Below are 20,470 nucleotides of genomic sequence, written 5' to 3' on the forward strand. Positions count from 1 at the left end.
CACCCGCCCGCATCCGACTCAACATGATCGTGATCTTGGAAGCCAAGACCGATCACGGAAAGTGGGCCAGACCCACTTTTACATGGCCACGGACACGATTCTGCGGTCACGAAACCTTTCCCAGGACGACCTGGCGCGGGCGCTGCGGGTGAGACAGCGCGTCACCTAAATGATCGTCGAACAGGTAATCATGATCTCGCTGTTCTGGGGCAGCCCTGGCCCAGGCCACCAGCCTGAAGTCCACGCTGGACGTGCTGGCCAACGGCCACCGTAGAGCCCGTCGGCTGAGGTGAGGCCTCGGCCGTGTCGCTGCCGAGCACGCCCCGGCGGCACGCCGCCGTCACTCTGACCACCGACCCATCCGCCGTACCGCTCACGCCTCCTCGAATCCCTATCAGCCTGGCTCGCCCATCGTGGCTCCCAAACTGGCGAGCGTTTGGCTCCCGTCGTCGCAGACGTGGCCAATCACTCATGTTGCCTAGGTCAACCAGGTGCAGACAAGCTCGCAGTACGACAAAGGCACCCCAAGAGAGGTGCCTTTAGTTTTCGGGCTGGGGCAACTGGTTCGGGCTCGGCTCGGGTGGGGCTACCGGGTCAAGTCGTGCGCCGCATTCCCATCATGTCTCAGCCTGCTGGGTCGCAAACTGCTGACCGCAGTTCGGGCATCCGCCGGGCCGCAGCGGGATGGGCTCGCCGAACTCATCGACCAGGTAAGGGTCTGAGGTCATAGCCACATCCTGGGTTCACCGGGGCCGGTCCATCAAGTATTGATCCTGGGGCACAGCCGGATCTCGGTCACAATGGAGATCTACACGCACGGGGACGGGGAGAGCCGCCAGGACGCCCTCAAGCGGGTGAACGAGCTGTTCGAGTGAGGCGGTTGCAGTACCGGTTGCAGTAAAGAGGCCCCGGAGCTTGATCGCTTCGGGGCTTTCTGCTGGTGGGGCTACCAGGACTTGAACCTGGGACCTCTTCCTTATCAGGCAACCATGGCAGGGGCGGGACGGCGGCCGACTCCTGCTCCTACCTGGCAGAACAGTCCCCCGAGATCCCATGTCGTCCGAGCCCGTCCAGGGCGATTGTCACTCAGTTCGTCACTCAGTGGCGGGACCATTCCCGCTGGTCGGGGACCATCACAGGTTAGTCCCCAAGAGTGGATGTCAGCCTCTCATTAGGATCACGAGCATGGAACCCCACGAGGGCACGCGCGGTGTTCTCTACGTGATCGCATGTGCCGCACCTGCCGCCGCCGACCTCCATCACCTGGTCCCCGTGGCTCAGGCGGCCGGGTGGCGGGTGCATGTGGTCACCACGCCGATGGGCGAACGCTTCGTCGATGTCGCAGAGCTGGAGCGTCTGACCAGTGACCTGGTCCGCAGCACGTACCGCATGCCACAGGATCCAAAGGGCCTCCCTCCCGCCGACGCCGTGATCGTGGCTCCGGCCACGTTCAACACGATCAACAAGTGGGCGAACGGCATCGCCGACACCTTCGCCGTCGGCCTGCTGTGCGAGGTGATGGGGTTCGGCGTCCCGATCTTGGCTGTACCGCTGCTGAAGGACGCGCTCGCCCGGCACCTCGCGTTCCAGCGGAGCCTGGACACGCTTCGAGAGATGGGCGTGCGGGTCCTGTTCGATCCCGCCGCCCCGCCGCAGTCCCGCATGCCATCCTGGGAACGAATCATCCAGGAGCTACACGCCGTTGTCGGGGAGCGACAGACACAGGGGTGATGGCATGGACGCCCACAAGGAGATCGGCCAGCGGATCGCCCGGGCACGCCGTCGCCGTGGACTGTCCCAAGCCGTCCTAGCCGGTCTCGTCGGCCGTTCCGAAAGCTGGCTGAGCCAGGTGGAGCGTGGGCAACGGGCCGTCGACAACCACACCGTGGTCAACGCCCTTGCTGACGTCCTCGGTCTGCCCGTGGACGAACTCACCATGAAGAAGACGAACGCGATGACGCACTACCAGGCAGCATCGGCCATCCGGCAGGCGATGATGGGCTACGACGGCCTGTCCTCGCTGATCGATCCTCGGCACGCGCAGGGCTCCCCGGAGAGCGTCGTGTGGCTGCGGCACGAGATCCGCCTCGTGAACCGGCTCTACCAGGCCACGCGCTACGACGAGGTCGGCAGGCGGCTGCCCCGCCTGATCGCGGCCACCGAACTGGGCAGCCGCCACGCCCCCGCCGCCCAGCGCCGGGCGTACCAGACCCTTCGCTCACTGACCTACCACTCCGCCACCACGACCCTGCGCCGCGTGGGAGAGGCGGAACTCGCCTGGGTGGCCGCCGACCGATCGCTGGCCGCCGCCCAAGAAGCCGACAGGCCCCTTCTCGCCGCCGTGAGCGCCTACCGGCTCGGCTACGTCCTGGTACGGCTCCGTGAGACCGAACGTGCGCTGCACCTGGTTCTCCAGGCGGCCGACGCGTTGCAGAGCGCCACCAGGCGGCCCACACCGCGCGCCCTGCCCATCGTCGGCGCGCTCTACCTGGTCGCCGTCACCGCCGTCGCTGCCGCGTACGACCAAGCCGCGGTGCGCACCTTCCTGGCGCAGGCCCGGCAGATCGCCAACGCTCTCGGCGAAGACCGCAACGACTTCTGGACCGCCTTCGGCACGACCAACGTGACCATTCACGAGATCTCGGCGGCCGTCGAGTTCGGCGATACCCGGCAGGCGATCGGCAGGGGCGAAGGTCTCAATCTGGCACAGCTCTCTGACGGCCTGGTTGGACGCCGTGCCCAGGTGCACTTGGACCTCGCTCGCGCCTACGCCTTGCAGCGCAAGGACGCCGCGTCGGTCAACATGCTCCTCGAAGCCGAACGCCTCTCGCCCGAACTCATTCGCTACGGTGGCCGTCCCCGAGAGCTGCTGACTCAACTACTCAAGCGGGAGCACCGTGCCAGCACCCCGCAGCTTCGCGGGCTGGCTCGCCGGGCGGGCATCGCCTGACCCGCACTTTTGTGCGGCTTCTTGACCTTCACCACCGTGCGGGTTCCCCCATTGACCCGCACATACGGTTCCTCCTGCGTGGCGCGACCAGAGGCCACGTCCCCCAACAGGAGGGAACGTCACATGCGGCACGAACAGAGAAACTCGTGGAGTCGGTGCGTCTGCTGCCCTGAGCCGTCTCAACCGATCGGCCTCGCCCGCATGACTGCCACGGTTTGGCCCCTCTCGGCGCTGGAAACCGCCGACGAACTCCGCGATGCCTTGGTGCGCATGGAGATCCCCGCCGACATCCACGAAGGGCGCGGCCTCGCGCTGGTGTCGGTATGCACCGGACTCGTCGTGTGGACCGACGGCTTCTGGTACCGGTGGTGGACGGGGCGTCGCTCCAGAACGGGCCGCTGGCTGTACGAACATCATTCCGCGTTCGAGCCGGAGCGGGCCGCACGCAGGATCGCTGCTCGGTACGCCGAACTTCACCGAGCGCCAAGCATCGTGACAGCAGGTGTGTCATGACGGTTGGCGAAGGCTGCCTGAGCCCACACCTACCCATGGCCCAGCGTGACCACGTCCAGCTCACGTGGCTGAAACCATGTGCTGCCGTGGATCGCCTCCGCGTCGTGGCGTGGACGTGCACCTGCCGGGCGGTGTTCTACGAGTTGTGCGAGGGCGGCGGTCAGACACTCATCCGCCGTACGCTGCAGGCCGATACCGGGATCGTGGTTCACGAGACCCACCAGTGCTCGATCGTTGAAGCTCGCGCGCTCTGGACGGCACTGCTGTCAGGCCGAGCCCGATAGACGGGCACGGCGGCTGGGATGGCTCCGGGTGCCGTCCTGTCGCCGTGCCGCACCCCGTGGTCGTCGCATCCCACGGCCACTCTGCCCCCGCCCCCGATAGCTGCCCGATTGTGTGTCCCGACCGAGGTGTCAACTCCGTCTTCGGACGCCCCTGCCCTGTGGCGTTCCACGCGGCCCACATCCCAGCCGCACAGACGGAGTTGACGCCGACCGAGGGACACGAACAATGCGGTATCGGGGGCGGGGGTACGGACCTCAGCCCGCGAAACCATGTGTGATCGGAGTGGAGCGGCCGGCGCGCATGCGAAGCACCCCGCAGGGGCCGCGAAGCGGTGGGGGCCGGCGGCGGAACGGCCATCGTTCTGAGGTCATCGTCTGCGTATATCGTTGCGCCGCCTCGGAGCGGGGGCGGCGCGCGCCGGGACCGGCCCCCAGGCCGCAGCCCGGCGCGCTGGCCGCCCGGAGCGGGCGGCGGCGCGGCGAGCGAAGCGAGCCCTTGACCCAGTAAAGAAACTCTGAGCCAGTTCAGCACTCGCAGGGCCTGCAGTGAATTCCCGTCGACGGATGGCTCTTGGCTGCCAGCAGCCCGTATGCCAAGATCACACGCCATGGATATCGATGGGTTCTGGAATCTGATCGAGCGATCTGAGCGCGAAACCAACGAGAAGGAGGCGCGCCTGGAATGGCTTCAAGGTCAGTTAGTGCAGCGTACCGCCGAGGACATTATCGATTTCGACGCATGGATACATACAGCTCGGCGCAAGGTCGACACGTGGTTGATGTGGGGCGCGATGCGAGCCCTGTTCGGGTATGGGTCTGACGACGGCTTCTGGTATTTCCAGATGTGGCTTGTCGGCCTGGGACGTGCAGCCTTTGAACAGGTGGCGCGCGAGCCGGATTCGCTAGTGGATGTGCCAGCGGTCCAGCGTCTACTCATCGAGCGGCGGGACCGCCAGCAATGGGCTGATGATGATCGACCAGAGTTCGAGGAGCTCAGTTACGTGGCCGTCAAGGCTTGGGAGCGAGCGACGGGCAAGGACTGGGATGCCCTCGCCGACGCTCTTGAGGCTCGCGGTCACGAGTTATTCGCATTCCCTAACCCCTGTGACGAGAGCTGGGAGTTGGACGATGACGAGGAGTCGGCTCGGAGGTTGCCCCGGATTAATCGATACAAGCGAGAGCTATATGGCGACGCCTAGATCACGAGGTCTATGCCGTTGTCGCTGAGTTCCTGCGGGGTGAAGTCGGTTTCGGGGTCGTCGGCGAGTTCGTGGTGGTGGCCGATTTCGTAGCGGTTGGCGGGGGCTTTGACTTCGGTGACTTCGATGGGGTGGCCGTTGGGGTGGGCCATGGTGCGGCGGATGATGAGGACGGCTTCGGCGTAGTCCATGCCGAGGGCGGTGCGTTCGTCTTCGTAGGCGATGCGGGCGGTGGTGAGGGTCATCCATCGGACGGGGCCGTGTTCGCGGATGAGGGACTGGTAGAAGAAGCCGGGTCGCTTGCGGTACTGGGCGTGGCGCTTGGGGTCGTCCCAGTCGGGGAGCATGTCGGCGTTGGTGTAGGAGTTGATTTCCAGGCGGGCTGATGCGCCGTGGATGGCGGCGGTGTGGCCTCGGTGCCACGTGCTGCGGCGGTGGATGATCGGGTGGCCGGGGCGGACGCTGAGCATGATCGCGACGTCGCGGTTGGCGGTGGTCTTCTCGCCGGTGAAGAGCGGGGTCTCGGGTTCGCGGTCGCGTTGGGCGAGGTCCCAGCCGAAGGCTTGGACGTCGGGGTGGTTGCCGGGGGCGGCGAGGTCGGGCCTGTTGCGGTCGGTGATGAGGATGGTGCGGCGTTCGGGCATGGGGCGGACGAAGGAGCCGCGTCCGCGCATGACGTAGGCCAGTCCTTCGGAGACGAGGGTGTCGATGGCTTTGCGGACGGTGGGGCGGGAGACGTCGTAGGTCCTGACGAGTTCGGGTTCGCTGGGCAGTGCGCCGCCGGGGGGATAGTGGCCGTCCAGGATGGCGGCTCGTAGGTCGGTGGCGATGACGCGCCAGCGGGCGTCCTTGTCGTCGGTGGTGATCTCCATGGTGGCCTTCCTCGGTAAAACCTCACGACTACTTGTACTACAGGTTGACGAGCAAGCACCATGTCTGTCAACCTGTACTACAAGTAGTCATACGAAGGAGGTGGTGCCCTATGAGCAAGGAGGAACAACACGACGATCAGCCATCCCAGGCCGAGTGGATGACCGATCTCATCCGCCTGGTCAACGAGCCCGGCTACAAGCGGTGGCGGTCCATGGTGGCAGCGACCGGCGGATGCGCACACCCGGTGCACCTGGCCGGACAGTCGACGATCGTGGACGCGGGCACGGGCGAGGTCCTGCACGCCTACTCCACCGACGCCGAACCCGCAGGACATCTCCTGGTGGCCTGCGGCAACCGGCGGGCCTCGGTATGCCCGGCCTGCTCGCAGACCTACCAGGCCGACACCTTCCACCTCATCCGGGCGGGCCTGACGGGCGGCAAAGGCGTCCCCGAGACCGTCAGCGCGCACCCCCGGGCGTTCGTCACCCTGACCGCCCCTTCCTTCGGGCCCGTCCACTCCCACCGCGACGGTCGCCCCTGCCGCCCTCGCAAGCACGGCAGGCTGTGCGAGCACGGGCGGCAGGTCGGCTGCCACCTGCGGCATGAGCCCGACGACGAACGACTCGGCCAACCGATCTGCCCCGACTGCTACGACTACCCGGGCGCGGTCCTGTGGCAGGCACACGCGGGCGCGCTGTGGCACCGTTTCACCCTGGCCATCCGGCAAGAGCTCGCCAACCAGACCCAGATGACCCGCCGCGCCTTCGCCCAGCACGTCAAGGTGTCCTTCGCCAAGGTCGCCGAGTACCAACGACGCGGCCTGATCCACTTCCACGCCATCATCCGCCTGGACGGCCCTGCCGGAGCCTGCGAGCCGCCACCCGACTGGGCAGACCACCACCTGCTCGTCCAGGCCATCCCGCCCGCCGTCCGGCAGGTCACCGTGACCACGCCGCCGAGCGATCTCGGCCGGTGGGATCTCACCTGGGGCGACCAGCTCGACATCCGCCCCATCCTGCTCGACCCCAGCGCCGACGGGCTCAGCGAACGAGCCGTCGCCTCCTATATCGCCAAGTACGCCACCAAGGGCGCCGAAGCCTCCGGCACCATTGACCACCGCCTGTCCTGCCGAGCCTGCGCCGGACGCGGACGGCTGAGCCTGATGGCCGCCTGCGGCCACTGCCACGGCACCGGCCTCAAGCCTGGCCTGAGCCTCGACGCCTTGCCCGTCACCGACCACGCCCGTCGCATGATCCGTACCTGCTGGGACCTCGGCGCACGCCCGGAGTTCAAGGCGCTACGGCTCCGCCCGTGGGCGCACATGCTCGGCTTTCGCGGCCACTTCTCCAGCAAGAGCCGCGCTTACTCGGTCAACCTCACCGACCTGCGCAACGCCCGCGCCGCCCACCGAGCCGCCGAAGCCCGCGAACGCCACGGCCTGCCTGCCCTCGGCGACGCCACCACGCTCGTCCTCGGCCACTGGCGGTTCGCCGGAATCGGCTACACCCCCGGCGAAGCGATCATGGCCGAACACATCCGCCAGCGCGTCCAGACCGCCCGTCACATCCAGGCAGAGCGGGAGGACGGATGACCCCACCCACACCGCTCGACGAACGGCGGCTCTACCGCGTCTGCGATGCCATGCGCCTGCTCAGCCTGAGCCGCAGCGTGATCTACGAACTCATCCGATCGGGCCGCCTGCGCTCGGTCACCCAAGGCCGGACCCGACTCATCCCGGCCTCAGCCATAGACGACTACATCGCTCTACTCGAACAGGAGGCACAAGCATCATGACCGCACGTCGCAGCAAGGGAGACGGCGGCCTGCACTGGGACGAGAAGCGCCAACGCTGGATCGCCTCAGTGACAGTCGGCTACACCCCTGCCGGAAAGCGGATCGTCAAGAAGGCCAGCGGCAAGACCAAGACCGAAGCCAAGAACAAGCTCAAAGAGATCATCCGCGACCACGAGGACGGCCTGAGCACGAAGAACGACAACTACACGGTCGCCGACGCCGTACGCGACTGGCTGGAGTTCGGCCTGAACGGGCGCGAGGCGTCCACGATCACCAACCGCCGCATCCTCGCCGACCAGCACGTCATTCCGGCGCTCGGCGCTCGTAAGCTCCGGGAACTGTCCGCCGATGACGTGGACCGATGGCTGGCAGCCAAAGCGCGGGTCCTGAGCACGGAGACACTGCGGAAGATCCACTCTGTTCTCAAGCGATCAATCGCCCGCGCTCAGGCTCGCGACAAGGTCAAGCGGAACGTGGTCATGTTGTGCGAGATCCCCAAGGGTAAAACTGGACGACCGTCCAAGTCCCTGACGCTCGCCCAGGCCGAAGCTCTCCTCAAGGCCGCCGAGTCGGCGAACCTGTACGCCTACGTCGTCCTGTCGCTGCTCATCGGTGCGCGTACGGAGGAACTACGGGCGCTCACTTGGTCTCATGTAGACCTGGAAGGTAAGCCCGACGCCGTCCCTCCAATACCTCCGTCGATCATGGTGTGGCGCTCGGTGCGCGCCGGGGGAGACACCAAGACCCAGAAGTCCCGGCGCACTCTTGCCACCCCCAGGCGATGTGTCGAGGCATTACTGCGTCACCGCGAGCGACAGGCGGTCGCGAAGGAGCAAGCGGGGGAGTTGTGGCAGGAGAACGATCTCGTCTTCGCGAGCAAGCACGGGACCGAACTGGACGCCGCCAACGTGCGCCGGGCACTCCGCGTGATCCTCAAGCGGACCGACCTGAACCCGGACGACTGGACACCGCGAGAACTACGCCACAGCTTCGTCTCGCTCATGTCGGACGCCGGGGTGGCCGTGGAGGACATTGCCCGGCTTGTCGGCCACAAGGGCACTGTGGTCACGGAGAAGGTCTACCGCAAGCAACTCCGCCCGGTCCTCCTAGAGGGCGCCGAGACCATGGACTTGATCTTCCCCAGCGAGAGCGGGGAGATATAGTCACTCACTTAGTCACTCAGAAGATCAAAAAGGCCACTTCCAATCTTCGGAAATGGCCTCTGAGCTGGGTGGGGCTACCAGGACTTGAACCTGGGACCTCTTCCTTATCAGGGAAGCGCTCTAACCGTCTGAGCTATAGCCCCGCGCACACCGCACCGTATCGCATCAGCTGAACCAACGCGACCCGGTTGTTCGGACGAAGAAAGCTTACCGTGTCTTCGCCCCTGCTCGCGCCGCCCCCAAGCGTCGGGTGCGGCGCGAGCGGCGGGTCATTCGGCTTCGCTGAAGGTCACCTCGACGCCGCCCACCAGGTCGGAGGCGATGTTGTAGATGACCGCCCCCAGTGTGGACAGGGCCGTGATCAGGACGACGTTCACCGCGCCGATCAGGGCCGTGTAGCCGAGGATGCGCACGGGTTCGAACCAGGAGGCGATGTCGATCGGGATCGAGTTCTGGCCTCCTTCGCCCTTGCCGAGCTGGTTGACGAGGTCCACCAGCGAGTCGAACACGCCCAGGGCGTTCAGCACGCCGTACAGGACGGCCACCGCCACGAAGAGCACCACGAAGCAGACGAGCGACACCACGAAGCTGAACTTCATGGCCGACCACGGTTCGACACGACGCAGTACGAGATGAGCCTTGCGGGGGAGACGCCCCCCGCCCCCACCTGAAGACTTCTTCTTATTGGAAAGCTCAACAGCAGGCGGAGCCTCGGACGCGAGAGACGGACGGACGTGGATCGCCGTCTCGTTGCCCTCCTGCTCCTCCCTGGCCTGGCCGGGACCCGGCGGGGCCGGCTTTCCCTCGTCAGCCGGACCGAATATCTCAGGCTCGCCGGGCTTGTTCGGCTGCTGCCCGTTCTCCCGACCCGCCTTGGTCCTGGCGGGGCCACCCTGGGCGCTCATGAGTTACTCTCCTCCCCCGTCTTCCTCATTCTCCACCGAGGCTTCCATCGACTCGGCGTTGCGGGCGAGAGCCACCACACTGTCGCCTTCAGCGAGGTTCATCAATCGCACTCCCATGGTCTGGCGGCCGGACTGCTTGATCTCGCCGGCACTCGTCCGGATCACCCCGCCAGCGGACGTGATCGCGAAAACCTCGTCCTCCGGGTTGACCATGACGGCTCCGACCAGCTTGCCACGGGAACTCACGATTTTCGCCGTTAGCACACCCTTACCGCCGCGTCCTTGGACTGGATACTGCTCCACTGGTGTCCGTTTTGCGTACCCGGCCTTCGTGGCGATAAGCACATCTTGACCGTCGCCGATCCGATTCATGGCGAGAAGTTCGTCGCCTTCGAGGAATCGCATGCCGATGACGCCGCTCGTGGCCCGGCCCATGGGCCGCAGCGCGTCGTCGGAGGCGGTGAAGCGGATGGACTGGGCTCCCCTGGAGACCAGCAGCAGGTCGTCCTCCTCGGAGACCAGCCTGGCGCCGATGACCTCGTCGTCGTCGCGCAGGTTGATCGCGATCAGGCCGCCCGTCCTGGGCGAGTCGTACTCGGACAGGCGGGTCTTCTTCACCAGCCCGCTGCGGGTGGCGAGCACCAGATATGGCGCGACGTCGTAATCGCGCAGATCGAGAACTTCCATGACTGTTTCGTCGGGCTGCATCGCCAAAAGGTTCGCGAGATGCATACCGCGAGCGTCGCGCCCGGAGTCGGGAAGTTCGTACGCCTTCACCCGGTACACCCGGCCCTTGTTCGTGAAGAACAGCAGCCAGTGGTGGGTGGTGGTGACGAAGAAGTGGTCGACGATGTCGTCCTGGCGCAGCTGAGCGCCACGCACGCCCTTTCCGCCGCGCTTCTGCGCCCGGTAGAGGTCGGTACGGGTGCGCTTGGCGTATCCGCCCCGGGTGATGGTGACGACGATCTCGTCCTCGGCGATGAGGTCCTCGATCGACATGTCACCGTCGTAGGCGATGATCTCGGTGCGCCGCTCGTCGCCGAACTTGCCGACGAGCTCGGCCAGCTCGTCGTTGACGATCTCGCGCTGGCGGGCCTCGCTGGCCAGGATCGCGTTGTACTCGGCGATCTGGGTCATCAGCTGGTCGTACTCGTCCTGGATGGCCTGGCGCTCCAGGGCGGCGAGCTTGCGCAGCTGCATGTCGAGGATGGCCTGCGCCTGGATCTCGTCGATCTCCAGCAGCGTCATCAGGCCCTGCTGGGCGTGCGACGCGGATTCGGAGGCGCGGATCAGCGCGATGACCTCGTCGAGCCGCTCAAGGGCCCTCAGCAGGCCGCGCAGGATGTGGGCCCGCTCCTCGGCCTTGCGCAGCAGGTAGCGCGTCCGGCGGACGATGACCTCGATCTGGTGGGCCACGTAGTACCGGATGAACTGGTCCAGCCTGAGCGTGCGCGGCACGCCGTCGACCAGCGCCAGCATGTTGGCGCCGAAGGTGTCCTGGAGCTGGGTGTGCTTGTACAGGTTGTTCAGCACGACCTTGGCGACGGCGTCGCGCTTGAGCACGATCACCAGCCGCTGCCCGACGCGCGAGGAGCTCTCGTCGCGGACGTCGGCGATGCCGGTCAGCTTGCCCTCGCGGACCAGCTCGGCGATCTTCAGGGCCAGGTTGTCGGGGTTGACCTGGTACGGCAGCTCGGTGACGACGAGCGCCTGCCGCCCCTTGTCCTCCTCGACCTCGACGACGGCGCGCATGGTGATCGAGCCGCGCCCGGTGCGGTAGGCGTCCTCGATGCCGCGGCGACCGACGATCAGCGCCCTGGTCGGGAAGTCGGGCCCCTTGACCAGCCGGATCGACGCCTCCAGCAGCTCCTCGTCGGTGGCCTCCGGGTTCTCCAGGCACCACTTGACGGCCGCGCCGACCTCGCGCAGGTTGTGCGGCGGGATGTTGGTGGCCATGCCGACCGCGATGCCGCCGGAGCCGTTGACCAGCAGCTGCGGGAACCGCGCCGGCAGGACGTCGGGCTCCTGCGACTTGCCGTCGTAGTTCGGACGGAAGTCGACGGTGTCCTTGTCGATGTCGCGCAGCATCTCCATGGCGATGGGCGCGAGCTTGCACTCGGTGTACCGCATCGCCGCGGCCGGGTCGTTGCCCGGTGAGCCGAAGTTGCCCTGCCCGTCGACCAGCGGGTATCGCAGCGACCAGTCCTGCGCCAGGCGCACCAGCGCGTCGTAGATCGAGGTGTCGCCGTGCGGGTGGTAGGTGCCCATCACGTCACCGACGACGCGCGCGCACTTGAAGTAGCCGCGGTCGGGACGGTACCCACCGTCGTACATGGCGTAGAGCACCCGGCGGTGCACCGGCTTGAGACCGTCGCGGACGTCCGGCAGCGCCCTGGACACGATGACGGACATCGCGTAGTCCATGTAGCTGCGCTGCATCTCGGACTGGATGTCCACAGGCTCGATGCGGTCAGCCGGGGGAGTGGTGTTCACTTCCGTCACAGGTAGTCCTTCTTTGTGATTCGGCTAGCCACTAGACGTCGAGGAAGCGGACGTCGCGCGCGTTGCGGATGATGAAGTCGCGCCGGGCCTCGACGTCCTCGCCCATCAGCACGCTGAACAGGTCGTCGGCCTGAGCCGCGTCGTCCAGCGTGACCAGGCGCAGCAGCCGCGTCTCGGGGTTCATGGTGGTCTCCCAGAGCTGGCCCGCGTTCATCTCGCCCAGACCCTTGAACCGCTGGACGTTGTCGCGGGGCCGCGGGTCGGGCTTGCCCGCATCGATGCCCGCCTGGATGACGGCGTCGCGCTCGGCGTCGGAGTAGGCGTAGGACGCGTCCTCGCCCTTGCGGTCCCACTTGATCTTGTAGAGCGGCGGGCAGGACAGGTAGACGTGCCCGGCCTCGATCAGCGGCCGCATGAACCTGAACAGCAGCGTCAGCAGCAGGGTGTTGATGTGCTGGCCGTCGACGTCGGCGTCGGCCATCAGGATCACCTTGTGGTAGCGCAGCTTGGCGATGTCGAACTCGTCGTGGACGCCGGTGCCGAGCGCCGTGATCAGCGCCTGGACCTCGTTGTTCTTGAGGACCTTGTCGATCCGCGCCTTCTCCACGTTGAGGATCTTGCCGCGGATCGGCAGGATCGCCTGGAAGCGCGAGTCGCGGCCGCCCTTGGCCGAGCCGCCGGCCGAGTCGCCCTCGACGATGAACAGCTCGCACTTCTCCGGGTCGTTCCACTGGCAGTCGGCCAGCTTGCCGGGAAGCCCGCTGCCCGCTTCGAGCAGCGACTTGCGCCTGGTCAGGTCGCGCGCCTGGCGGGCCGCGATGCGGGCGCGGGACGCCTGCAGCGACTTGTTGATGATGTCCTTGGCCTCACCGGGGTTGCGCTCGAACCAGTCGCGCAGGTGGTCGTTGCAGGCCTTCTGGACGAACGACTTGGCCTCGGTGTTGCCCAGCTTGGTCTTGGTCTGGCCCTCGAACTGCGGGTCGGACAGCTTCACCGAGATGATCGCGGTCAGGCCCTCACGGACGTCCTCACCGGAGAGGTTGTCGTCCTTGCCCTCCTTGAGGAACTTCTGCTCGCGCGCGTACCTGTTGACGATGGACGTCAGCGCGGCGCGGAAGCCCTCCTCGTGGGTGCCGCCTTCGGCGGTGTTGATCGTGTTGGCGAAGGTGTACACCGACTCCGAGTAGGAGTTGTTCCACTGCATCGCGATCTCCACCGCGATGCCGTCGCCCTCCTCCTCGAAGGAGATGATCGACGCGTGCGCCGCCTCCTTCTTGGCGTTGAGGTGCTGGACGAAGTCGGCCAGACCGCCCTCGTAGTGGTACGCGACCCCGCGCGGCTCGCCGTTGACGTGGTCGGGACGCTCGTCGGTGAGCGTGATCGTCAGGCCCTTGTTGAGGAAGGCCATCTCCTGGAAGCGACGGGAGAGAGTCTCGTAGTTCCAGTTGGTGGTCTCGAAGATCTCGGGGTCGGGCCAGAACGTGATCGTGGTGCCGGTCTCGTCGGTCTCCTCGCCCTTGGCCAGCGGGGCCTGCGGCTTGGCGTTGACGAGGCGCAGCCGCCAGTAGTGGCCGTTCTGCTTGACCTCGACGTCCATGGCTGTGGACAGCGCGTTGACGACGGCGGAGCCGACACCGTGCAGGCCGCCCGAGACCGCGTAGGACTGGCTGTCGAACTTGCCGCCCGCGTGCAGGGTGGTCAGCACGACCTCGACCGCCGAGCGCTTCTCCACAGGGTGGATGCCCGTGGGGATGCCGCGGCCGTTGTCGACCACGCGCACGCCGTTGTCGGCCATGAGAGTGATGTCGATCCGGTCGGCGTAACCCGCCAGAGCCTCGTCGACCGCGTTGTCGACGATCTCGTAGACGAGGTGGTGCAGGCCGCGCTCGCCGGTCGACCCGATATACATACCCGGGCGCTTGCGAACCGCCTCAAGCCCTTCGAGTACGGTGATTGAGCTAGCGTCGTAGGACAACTGCGAAATCCTCCTGCCGCGGACACGCGGCGGGGGAGAAGCCAAACTGCTCGTTGCCCCTGCCGTGCCCGTCACCGTCGTGAGTGCCCCGATGCGCGGTCACCCAGGGGAGTCGGCTTGGTGCCGGGGTGACACGCAAGCGGACGTGTCCGGAATCCGCTTTCATTCTACCGGCTCCAGAGCCCGAAGGTAGCAATGAACGCGCCTGTAATGCTCTCTAGCTCGTTTTGCCCCCAGTCGAGCATCCCCCCTCTCGAGCGGGGGGTCATCGCGTCAGGGGCTATCTGATCGCCCGGCGCGGCCTAACCGTAGGTGTCTCCGGGGCCTCGGCTTCCGGTCACCCGCAACCCTCCGGACGGTCGCGGAGCGTTCTGCGGGCCCCTGACCTTCACCTTCGTGACCGTGCCGTCGCCGAGCTCCTCGTTGAGCCTGCGTACGAGGGTCCTGGCCAGCAGGCGCACCTGGGTCGCCCAGGCCGTGGAGTCGGCGACGACGAGCACCTCGCCGTCGTCGAACGACTCGGGTTTGGTGTGCGCGGCCAGGTCGGGGCCGACGATGTCGGGCCAGCGGCCGAACACCCCGCCGACGGCCGCCGACTGCTCCCAGCCCCGGTCGGCCAGCAGGTCGAGAATGGCGCGTCCGAAAAGCTGGGGATCGCCGGACGCCCTGCGCGGCCCCGCGGCCTTGCGCCTCGGCTCGCGGCGGGGGAGCTGGCCGCGTTTGGCGGCGTCGGCCTTGGCCTGGGCGAGCTTCTCCCTCGCCATGGCGGCGCCCCTGGCCGCGGGGTTGTCGTCAACGGACACGGGTCACCCTCCCCTCTGCGACGTCGTATCTGGCTCCGGTCAGCTCCGGTGGGATGTCGTCGGCCACGGCCGCGGTGATGAGCACCTGCTCGGCCGGTGCGACGATCTCGGCGAGGCGGCGCCTGCGCTGGCTGTCGAGCTCGGCGAAGACGTCGTCGAGGATCAGCACCGGATCGCCGCCGTCGGCCCTGAGAAGGTCGTAGGCGGCCAGGCGCAGCGCGAGCGCGAACGACCAGGACTCGCCGTGGCTGGCGTAGCCGCGGGCGGGCAACTCGCCGAGGCCGAGGATCAGGTCGTCGCGGTGTGGACCGACGAGCGTGACCCCCCGCTCCAGCTCGGCCGAGCGGACCTCCAGTAGCCGCTCGCGCAGCCGCGCTTCAAGGGTTTTCCCCAAGTCTGTGGATAACGTCTGTGCATCGGAAGATCCGTGCTCACCGGCGACTTCGTCCTCCGCTTCATCCCCACCTGTGGACAACGTGCTGCGGTAGGCCAGCGTCGCGGGGGCGCTCGTGGGGGCGAGCGCGGCGTACGCTCCGGCCACCAGCGGGCGCAGCGCCTCGATGAGATCGAGCCGGGCCTGGAGGAGCTCCGCACCGTGCCGGGCCAGATGGGCGTCCCAGACCTCCAGAGTGCTCAGGACGTCTCCCGCGCCCGCCGCCGCGAAGCCGGAGTCGCGCTCGGCCCGCCGGGCGCTCCTGGTGCCTCTCCGGGCCTGCGCGGCCGTACGTAGCAGCGCGCCGCGCTGCTTCAGCACCCGGTCGTAGTCGGCGCGCACCCCGGCGAACCTGGGGGCCCGCGAGACCAGCAGGTCGTCGAGGAACCGCCGCCGCTCCGACGGATCGCCCTTGACCAGGGCCAGGTCTTCCGGCGCGAACAGGACCGTGCGCAGCAGGCCGACGACGTCGCGCGGCCTGGACACGGGGGAGCGGTTGAGCCGCGCCCGGTTGGCCCGCCCCGGGTTGATCTCCAGCTCGATCAGCGCCCGCCGCTCGTCCCTGTGGACGGCGCAGCGCACGATCGCCCTGCCGGCCCCCTGCCGCACCAGCGGCGCGTCGGTGGACACCCGGTGGCTGGAGTGCGTCGCCACGTACCCGAGCGCCTCGACCAGGTTGGTCTTGCCCTGGCCGTTGGGCCCCACGAACGCCGTGACGCCCGGCTCCAGGCCGAGCTCCACGGACGCGTAGGACCGGAAGTCGGTCAGCGAGAGGTGGGCGACATGCACCCCACGAAGGTTAGTGGGCCACGCGCGTCACTGGGGTCACCGGCTCACAGCCTGTGGAAAACCGTCACGCGACCTCGTTCGGCGGGACCACGTCGGCGCCCGGCGCGTCGGCCCCCTTCTCGGTGGAGCCCTCGGTCGCGGAGACCGCGTGCCCGCCGAACTGGTTGCGCAGCGCCGCGACCACCTTCATGGACGGCGAGTCGTCCTGGCGCGAGGCGAACCTGGCATAGAGCGCGGCCGTGATCACCGGCAGCGGCACCGCGTGGTCGACCGCGGCCTGCACCGTCCACCTGCCCTCGCCGGAGTCCTGTGCGTAACCGCGCAGCTTGTCGAGGTGCTCGTCGTCGTCGAGCGCCCGCACCATCAGGTCGAGCAGCCAGGAGCGGATCACGGTGCCCGTGCGCCAGCTCCTGAAGGAGCCCTTGACGTCGGTGACGATGTCGGACGCCTCGAGCAGCTCCCAGCCCTCCGCGAAGGCCTGCATCATGCCGTACTCGATGCCGTTGTGGACCATCTTCGCGAAGTGCCCGGCGCCGACCTCGCCCGCGTGGACGAAGCCGTCCTCGCCCGCGGGCTTGAGGGTCTCGAAGATCGGCATCAGGTGCCGGACGTAGGCGTCGTCGCCGCCGCACATCAGCGCGTAGCCGTTCTCCAGGCCCCACACACCGCCGCTCACACCGCAGTCGACGAAGCCGATGCCCTTCGCGGCCAACTCCGCGGCATGCTTCTGGTCGTCCACATAGTGGGAGTTGCCGCCGTCGACCACCACGTCGCCCTCGGACAGCATCTCGCCGAGCTGGTCGACCGTCTGCTGGGTGGGCTTGCCGGCGGGAACCATGACCCAGACCACCCGAGGCGCCTGCAGCCTGTCGACCAGCTCCCTGAGGCTGCCGACGTCGCTCACCTCCGGGTCGCGGTCGTACCCGATCACCTCATGACCGCCGCGGCGCAGCCGCTCGGCCATGTTGCCGCCCATCTTGCCCAGCCCGACCATGCCGATCTGCATGTTGGTTACCCCCTTGTACAGGCTTCCATCATCCCTGATGGCCGGATCAGCCCGACAAGCGGATCGGCATGATCAGGTAACGGTAGTCGGGAGCGCCCTCGCCGTCCACAGGCTTGCCGCCGGTGAGGATGGCGGGCTTCGTGGACGTGGTCATCTGCAGGCGCGCGACGTCGGAGTCGATCGCCCCCAGCCCTTCCAGCAGGAACTGGTGGTTGAAGGCGATGTTCATCTCCTCGCCCTCGTAATCCACAGGCAGCACCTCGACGGCCTGCGCCTCGTCGCCGCTGCCCGCCTCCAGGACGACCTCGCCGCTCCGGAACGCCAGCCGCACCGGCGTGTTGCGCTCGGCGACCAGGGCCACGCGCTTGACCGCCTCCACGAACGGGCCTGTGGACAGATCCGCGCGGGCGGAGAACTCGGTGGGCAGCAGCGAGCGGTACTTGGGGAACTCGGGGTCGAGCAGGCGGGTGGTGGTGCGCCTGCCGGCGCTGGAGAAGCCGATCATGCCCTCGCCGGTGCCGCCGGCGGCGCTGAGCGCGACCTCCACCTCGGCGCCGGTCGCGCCGAGCGCCTTGGCGGCGTCGGCGAGCGTCTTGCCGGGGATCATCGCGACGGACGAGAAGTCGGGCTGACCCGGCTGCCACTTCAGCTCTCGGACGGCCAGGCGGTAGCGGTCGGTCGCGGCGAGGGTCACGGTGTCGCCCTCGATCTCCATGCGGACGCCGGTGAGCATGGGGAGCGTGTCGTCGCGGCCCGCGGCGACGGCCACCTGGCCGACGGCGGAGGCGAAGACGTCGGCGCCGACGCGGCCGGCGGCCGGGGGCATGGCCGGGAGCGACGGGTAGTCCTCCACAGGCATGGTCAGCAGGGTGAACCGCGCGCTGCCGCACGTGACGACCGCCTTGGCGCCCTCCACGACGAAGTCCACAGGCTGTGCGGGAAGGGCGCGGGTGATCTCGGCGAGCAGCTTGCCCGAGACCAGGACGACGCCGGCCTCACCGGTGTGCAGTTCCAGTGTCACCTCGGCGGAGACCTCGTAGTCGAAGCCGGAGAGCTTGAGCTGCTGCTCCTCGGTGACCTCCAGCCGCATTCCGGCGAGGACGGGCACGGACGGGCGCGCTGGGAGGCTGCGTGCCGTCCATGCCACCGCCTCAGCGAGGACGTCTCGCTCGATTCGGAACATCACGGTGATCAGCCTCCTGGTTTCGTCGTTGCTTCAAGTGTTGCCTCTCCCGCACCTCGGATCCGGGAGAACCCCTCTATGGGTCTTGAGTTTCTTTGTAGGAGAGATAAGAGGTCATCACACTAGGGGGTGTGGATACTGTGGACAACCGGCGTTGGTGCTGGTCACTGGCCCTGTTTTCATCCACTGCCCATGTGGGTGACGCCTGGGGGTAACTCCGCCGCCTGGGGATGAAGGATCGTTGCACACAGGCCGTCCCCAGATCTTGGTGCGTTCATCCACGAGTTATCCACTGGGTTTCCACCGGTTGTCCACCGGGTAAACGGCCTCTCGGCGCGGGCCCGGAAGAGTATGCACAGGGCGTCCCCAGGCTATCCACGAGTAGTCCCCAGGTTCTCCTCAGGATGTCCCCAGAGTTATCCCCAACCTCTGTGCAGGAAATTTCGGGCGAAGAGGGGGCGTAAGGCCGCCGCCTTTGGACGTTTCCCCTGATCCACAGTGTTATCCACAGGGTGTGCATGACGCTCAAGATCCACGAGATGTCTGCTTGATACGCATTGTCAGCTCGTTGACCTGGTTGTACATCGACCGACGCTCCGCGATGAGCGACCGGATCTTGCGCTCTGCGTGCATGACCGTCGTGTGGTCGCGACCGCCGAACTGCTGCCCGATCTTCGGCAGTGACAGCTCGGTCAGCTCCCGTGCCAGATACATCGCGATCTGCCGGGCGTTGACCAGAGCCCTGCTGCGCGAGCTGCCGCACAGGTCGTCGATGCTGATGCCGAAGTACTCGGCCGTCTTCGCCATGATCGTGGCGATCGTGATCTCGGGCCCGGACTCCGAGGTGATCAGGTCCTTCAGCACCACCTCGGCCAGCTGGAGGTCCACACCCTGCCTGTTCAGGCTGGCGAACGCGGTGACCCGGATCAGCGCGCCCTCCAGCTCGCGGATGTTGGTGGAGATCCGGCTGGCGATGTACTCGAGCACCTCGGGCGGCGCGGCCAGGCCCTCCTGGATCGCCTTCTTCCTGAGGATCGCGATGCGGGTCTCCAGCTCGGGCGGCTGGACGTCGGTGATCAGCCCCCACTCGAACCGGTTGCGCAGCCGGTCCTCCAGCGTGATGAGCTGCTTGGGCGCGCGGTCGCTGGAGATCACGATCTGCTTGTTGGCGTTGTGGAGCGTGTTGAAGGTGTGGAAGAACTCCTCCTGCGTCTGCTCCTTGCCCTCCAGGAACTGGATGTCGTCGACGAGCAGGATGTCGATCGCGCGGTAGCGGCCGCGGAATCCGTCGGCCTTGTGGTCGCGGATGCTGTTGATGAAGTCGTTGGTGAACTCCTCCGAGCTCACGTACCTCACCCGGGCGCCGTCGTACAGGCTCTGCGCGTAATGCCCGATCGCGTGCAGCAGGTGGGTCTTCCCCAGACCGGAGTCGCCGTAAATGAAGAGGGGGTTGTACGCCTTCGCAGGGGATTCGGCGACGGCCACGGCGGCGGCGTGCGCGAAACGGTTGCTGGCACCGATGACGAATGTCTCAAATGTGTACTTTTGGTTGAGCCTGGCCGTTTCGCTGGGCTTGCTGCTCTTCGCCTCCCACCTGTTCGGCGCCGGGTCCGGCGCTTTCTCCACAGGCGGCTGGCCCTGTTCAAAAGTGAACGTCGGCTGTGGATATTCAGTGGATACCTGGGGCGGCTCGGGCTGTGGAGAATAGAACTGCGGAGGCTCGGATGCCTGGTAGACCTGCGATTGCGGGGGCTGTGCAAAACGTGGCTGCGGCTCCTGGCTCTGGGGATAACTTTGAGCCACAGGCTGTTGATGAAGGTCCGGCATCGGCTGCTCGGGCGCCGTCGTGTCGATCATCACGGCCAGCCGCGTGGCCCGTCCCAGCTCCTGGGAGAGCGCGTGGGCGACGAGGGACTTGAGCTTGCCCTCGATCAGGTCCTTGAGGAAGTCGTTGGGGACACCCAGCACGATGGTGTCGTTGGCCAGCGCGATCGGGCGGACCATGGAGAGCCAGGTGCGTTGCTGGATGGGCACGTTCTCGTTGAGAAAGTTGCCCAGAGCCCTCTCCCACACCGTGCCGAGTTCGACACCGTTCATG

The 20,470-nt window shown here is 67.1% G+C and carries 16 protein-coding genes and 1 tRNA gene; 7 read left to right on the forward strand and 10 right to left on the reverse strand.

Annotated features, from left to right (window positions below):
- Positions 1-1,185 precede the first annotated feature (1,185 nt).
- From ABT294_RS49475 to ABT294_RS49490, 4 genes are all read left to right on the forward strand, one after another.
- Complete coding sequence (locus ABT294_RS49475) at positions 1,186-1,731, forward strand: flavoprotein (protein ID WP_350813508.1); 546 nt, start codon at positions 1,186-1,188, stop codon at positions 1,729-1,731.
- 4 nt (positions 1,732-1,735) lie between these two features.
- Positions 1,736-2,950, forward strand: coding sequence for a helix-turn-helix domain-containing protein (locus ABT294_RS49480; protein ID WP_350813509.1), 1,215 nt, complete (start codon positions 1,736-1,738; stop codon positions 2,948-2,950).
- A 201-nt stretch (positions 2,951-3,151) separates the two neighbouring features.
- On the forward strand, positions 3,152-3,463 hold the full coding sequence (locus ABT294_RS49485; RefSeq protein WP_350813510.1) for a hypothetical protein: 312 nt from the start codon (positions 3,152-3,154) through the stop codon (positions 3,461-3,463).
- Positions 3,464-4,355: 892 nt separating this feature from the next.
- Positions 4,356-4,946: a DUF4240 domain-containing protein gene (locus tag ABT294_RS49490; RefSeq protein ID WP_350813511.1), complete on the forward strand. Its 591-nt coding sequence runs from the start codon at positions 4,356-4,358 to the stop codon at positions 4,944-4,946.
- Here the strand turns inward: ABT294_RS49490 and ABT294_RS49495 are convergent.
- Positions 4,943-5,818 (reverse strand): GntR family transcriptional regulator, encoded by an 876-nt coding sequence (locus ABT294_RS49495; RefSeq protein ID WP_350813512.1) that lies wholly within the window; start codon positions 5,816-5,818, stop codon positions 4,943-4,945. The two genes, ABT294_RS49490 and ABT294_RS49495, sit on opposite strands and share 4 nt — an antisense overlap.
- 110 nt (positions 5,819-5,928) lie before the next feature.
- On the opposite strand from ABT294_RS49495, the gene ABT294_RS49500 reads away from it, so the two are divergent.
- From ABT294_RS49500 to ABT294_RS49510, 3 genes are read left to right on the forward strand one after another with little or no spacing between them, the layout of a single operon-like run.
- Entirely contained in the window at positions 5,929-7,410 is a 1,482-nt protein-coding gene (locus tag ABT294_RS49500; RefSeq protein WP_350813513.1) for a replication initiator, read from the forward strand.
- Positions 7,407-7,613 carry a helix-turn-helix domain-containing protein gene (locus ABT294_RS49505; RefSeq protein WP_350813514.1) on the forward strand — a complete coding sequence of 69 codons (207 nt, stop codon included), beginning with the start codon at positions 7,407-7,409 and terminating at the stop codon, positions 7,611-7,613. The genes ABT294_RS49500 and ABT294_RS49505 overlap by 4 nt, the downstream gene beginning before the upstream one ends.
- The gene (locus ABT294_RS49510; protein ID WP_350813515.1) at positions 7,610-8,776 is read left to right on the forward strand and encodes a site-specific integrase; all 1,167 of its coding nucleotides are present in this window, start codon (positions 7,610-7,612) and stop codon (positions 8,774-8,776) included. The genes ABT294_RS49505 and ABT294_RS49510 overlap by 4 nt, the downstream gene beginning before the upstream one ends.
- Before the next feature lie 69 nt (positions 8,777-8,845).
- On the opposite strand, the gene ABT294_RS49515 is transcribed toward ABT294_RS49510, so the two are convergent.
- From ABT294_RS49515 to dnaA, 9 genes are all read right to left on the reverse strand, one after another.
- Positions 8,846-8,919 (reverse strand) — tRNA-Ile (locus ABT294_RS49515).
- A gap of 126 nt (positions 8,920-9,045) precedes the next feature.
- Complete coding sequence (locus ABT294_RS50990; RefSeq protein ID WP_502912246.1) at positions 9,046-9,375, reverse strand: DUF3566 domain-containing protein; 330 nt, start codon at positions 9,373-9,375, stop codon at positions 9,046-9,048.
- A gap of 309 nt (positions 9,376-9,684) precedes the next feature.
- On the reverse strand, positions 9,685-12,183 hold the full coding sequence (gene gyrA / locus ABT294_RS49525; protein ID WP_350813517.1) for a DNA gyrase subunit A: 2,499 nt from the start codon (positions 12,181-12,183) through the stop codon (positions 9,685-9,687).
- A 31-nt stretch (positions 12,184-12,214) separates the two neighbouring features.
- The gene (gene gyrB / locus ABT294_RS49530; protein ID WP_350813518.1) at positions 12,215-14,158 is read right to left on the reverse strand and encodes a DNA topoisomerase (ATP-hydrolyzing) subunit B; all 1,944 of its coding nucleotides are present in this window, start codon (positions 14,156-14,158) and stop codon (positions 12,215-12,217) included.
- Between the two features lie 302 nt (positions 14,159-14,460).
- Positions 14,461-14,961, reverse strand: coding sequence for a DciA family protein (locus ABT294_RS49535; protein ID WP_350813519.1), 501 nt, complete (start codon positions 14,959-14,961; stop codon positions 14,461-14,463).
- Positions 14,951-16,183 carry a DNA replication/repair protein RecF gene (gene recF, locus ABT294_RS49540; protein WP_350813520.1) on the reverse strand — a complete coding sequence of 411 codons (1,233 nt, stop codon included), beginning with the start codon at positions 16,181-16,183 and terminating at the stop codon, positions 14,951-14,953. The genes ABT294_RS49535 and recF overlap by 11 nt, the downstream gene beginning before the upstream one ends.
- Positions 16,184-16,247: 64 nt before the next feature.
- On the reverse strand, positions 16,248-17,210 hold the full coding sequence (gene gnd / locus ABT294_RS49545; protein ID WP_350813534.1) for a phosphogluconate dehydrogenase (NAD(+)-dependent, decarboxylating): 963 nt from the start codon (positions 17,208-17,210) through the stop codon (positions 16,248-16,250).
- 25 nt (positions 17,211-17,235) lie between these two features.
- Entirely contained in the window at positions 17,236-18,375 is a 1,140-nt protein-coding gene (gene dnaN, locus ABT294_RS49550) for a DNA polymerase III subunit beta (protein ID WP_350813521.1), read from the reverse strand.
- 522 nt (positions 18,376-18,897) lie between these two features.
- Positions 18,898-20,469: a chromosomal replication initiator protein DnaA gene (gene dnaA / locus ABT294_RS49555; protein ID WP_350813522.1), complete on the reverse strand. Its 1,572-nt coding sequence runs from the start codon at positions 20,467-20,469 to the stop codon at positions 18,898-18,900.
- Position 20,470 lies beyond the last annotated feature (1 nt).

It is taken from the genome of Nonomuraea sp. NPDC000554 (genome assembly GCF_040300065.1).
Classification (GTDB): domain Bacteria; phylum Actinomycetota; class Actinomycetes; order Streptosporangiales; family Streptosporangiaceae; genus Nonomuraea.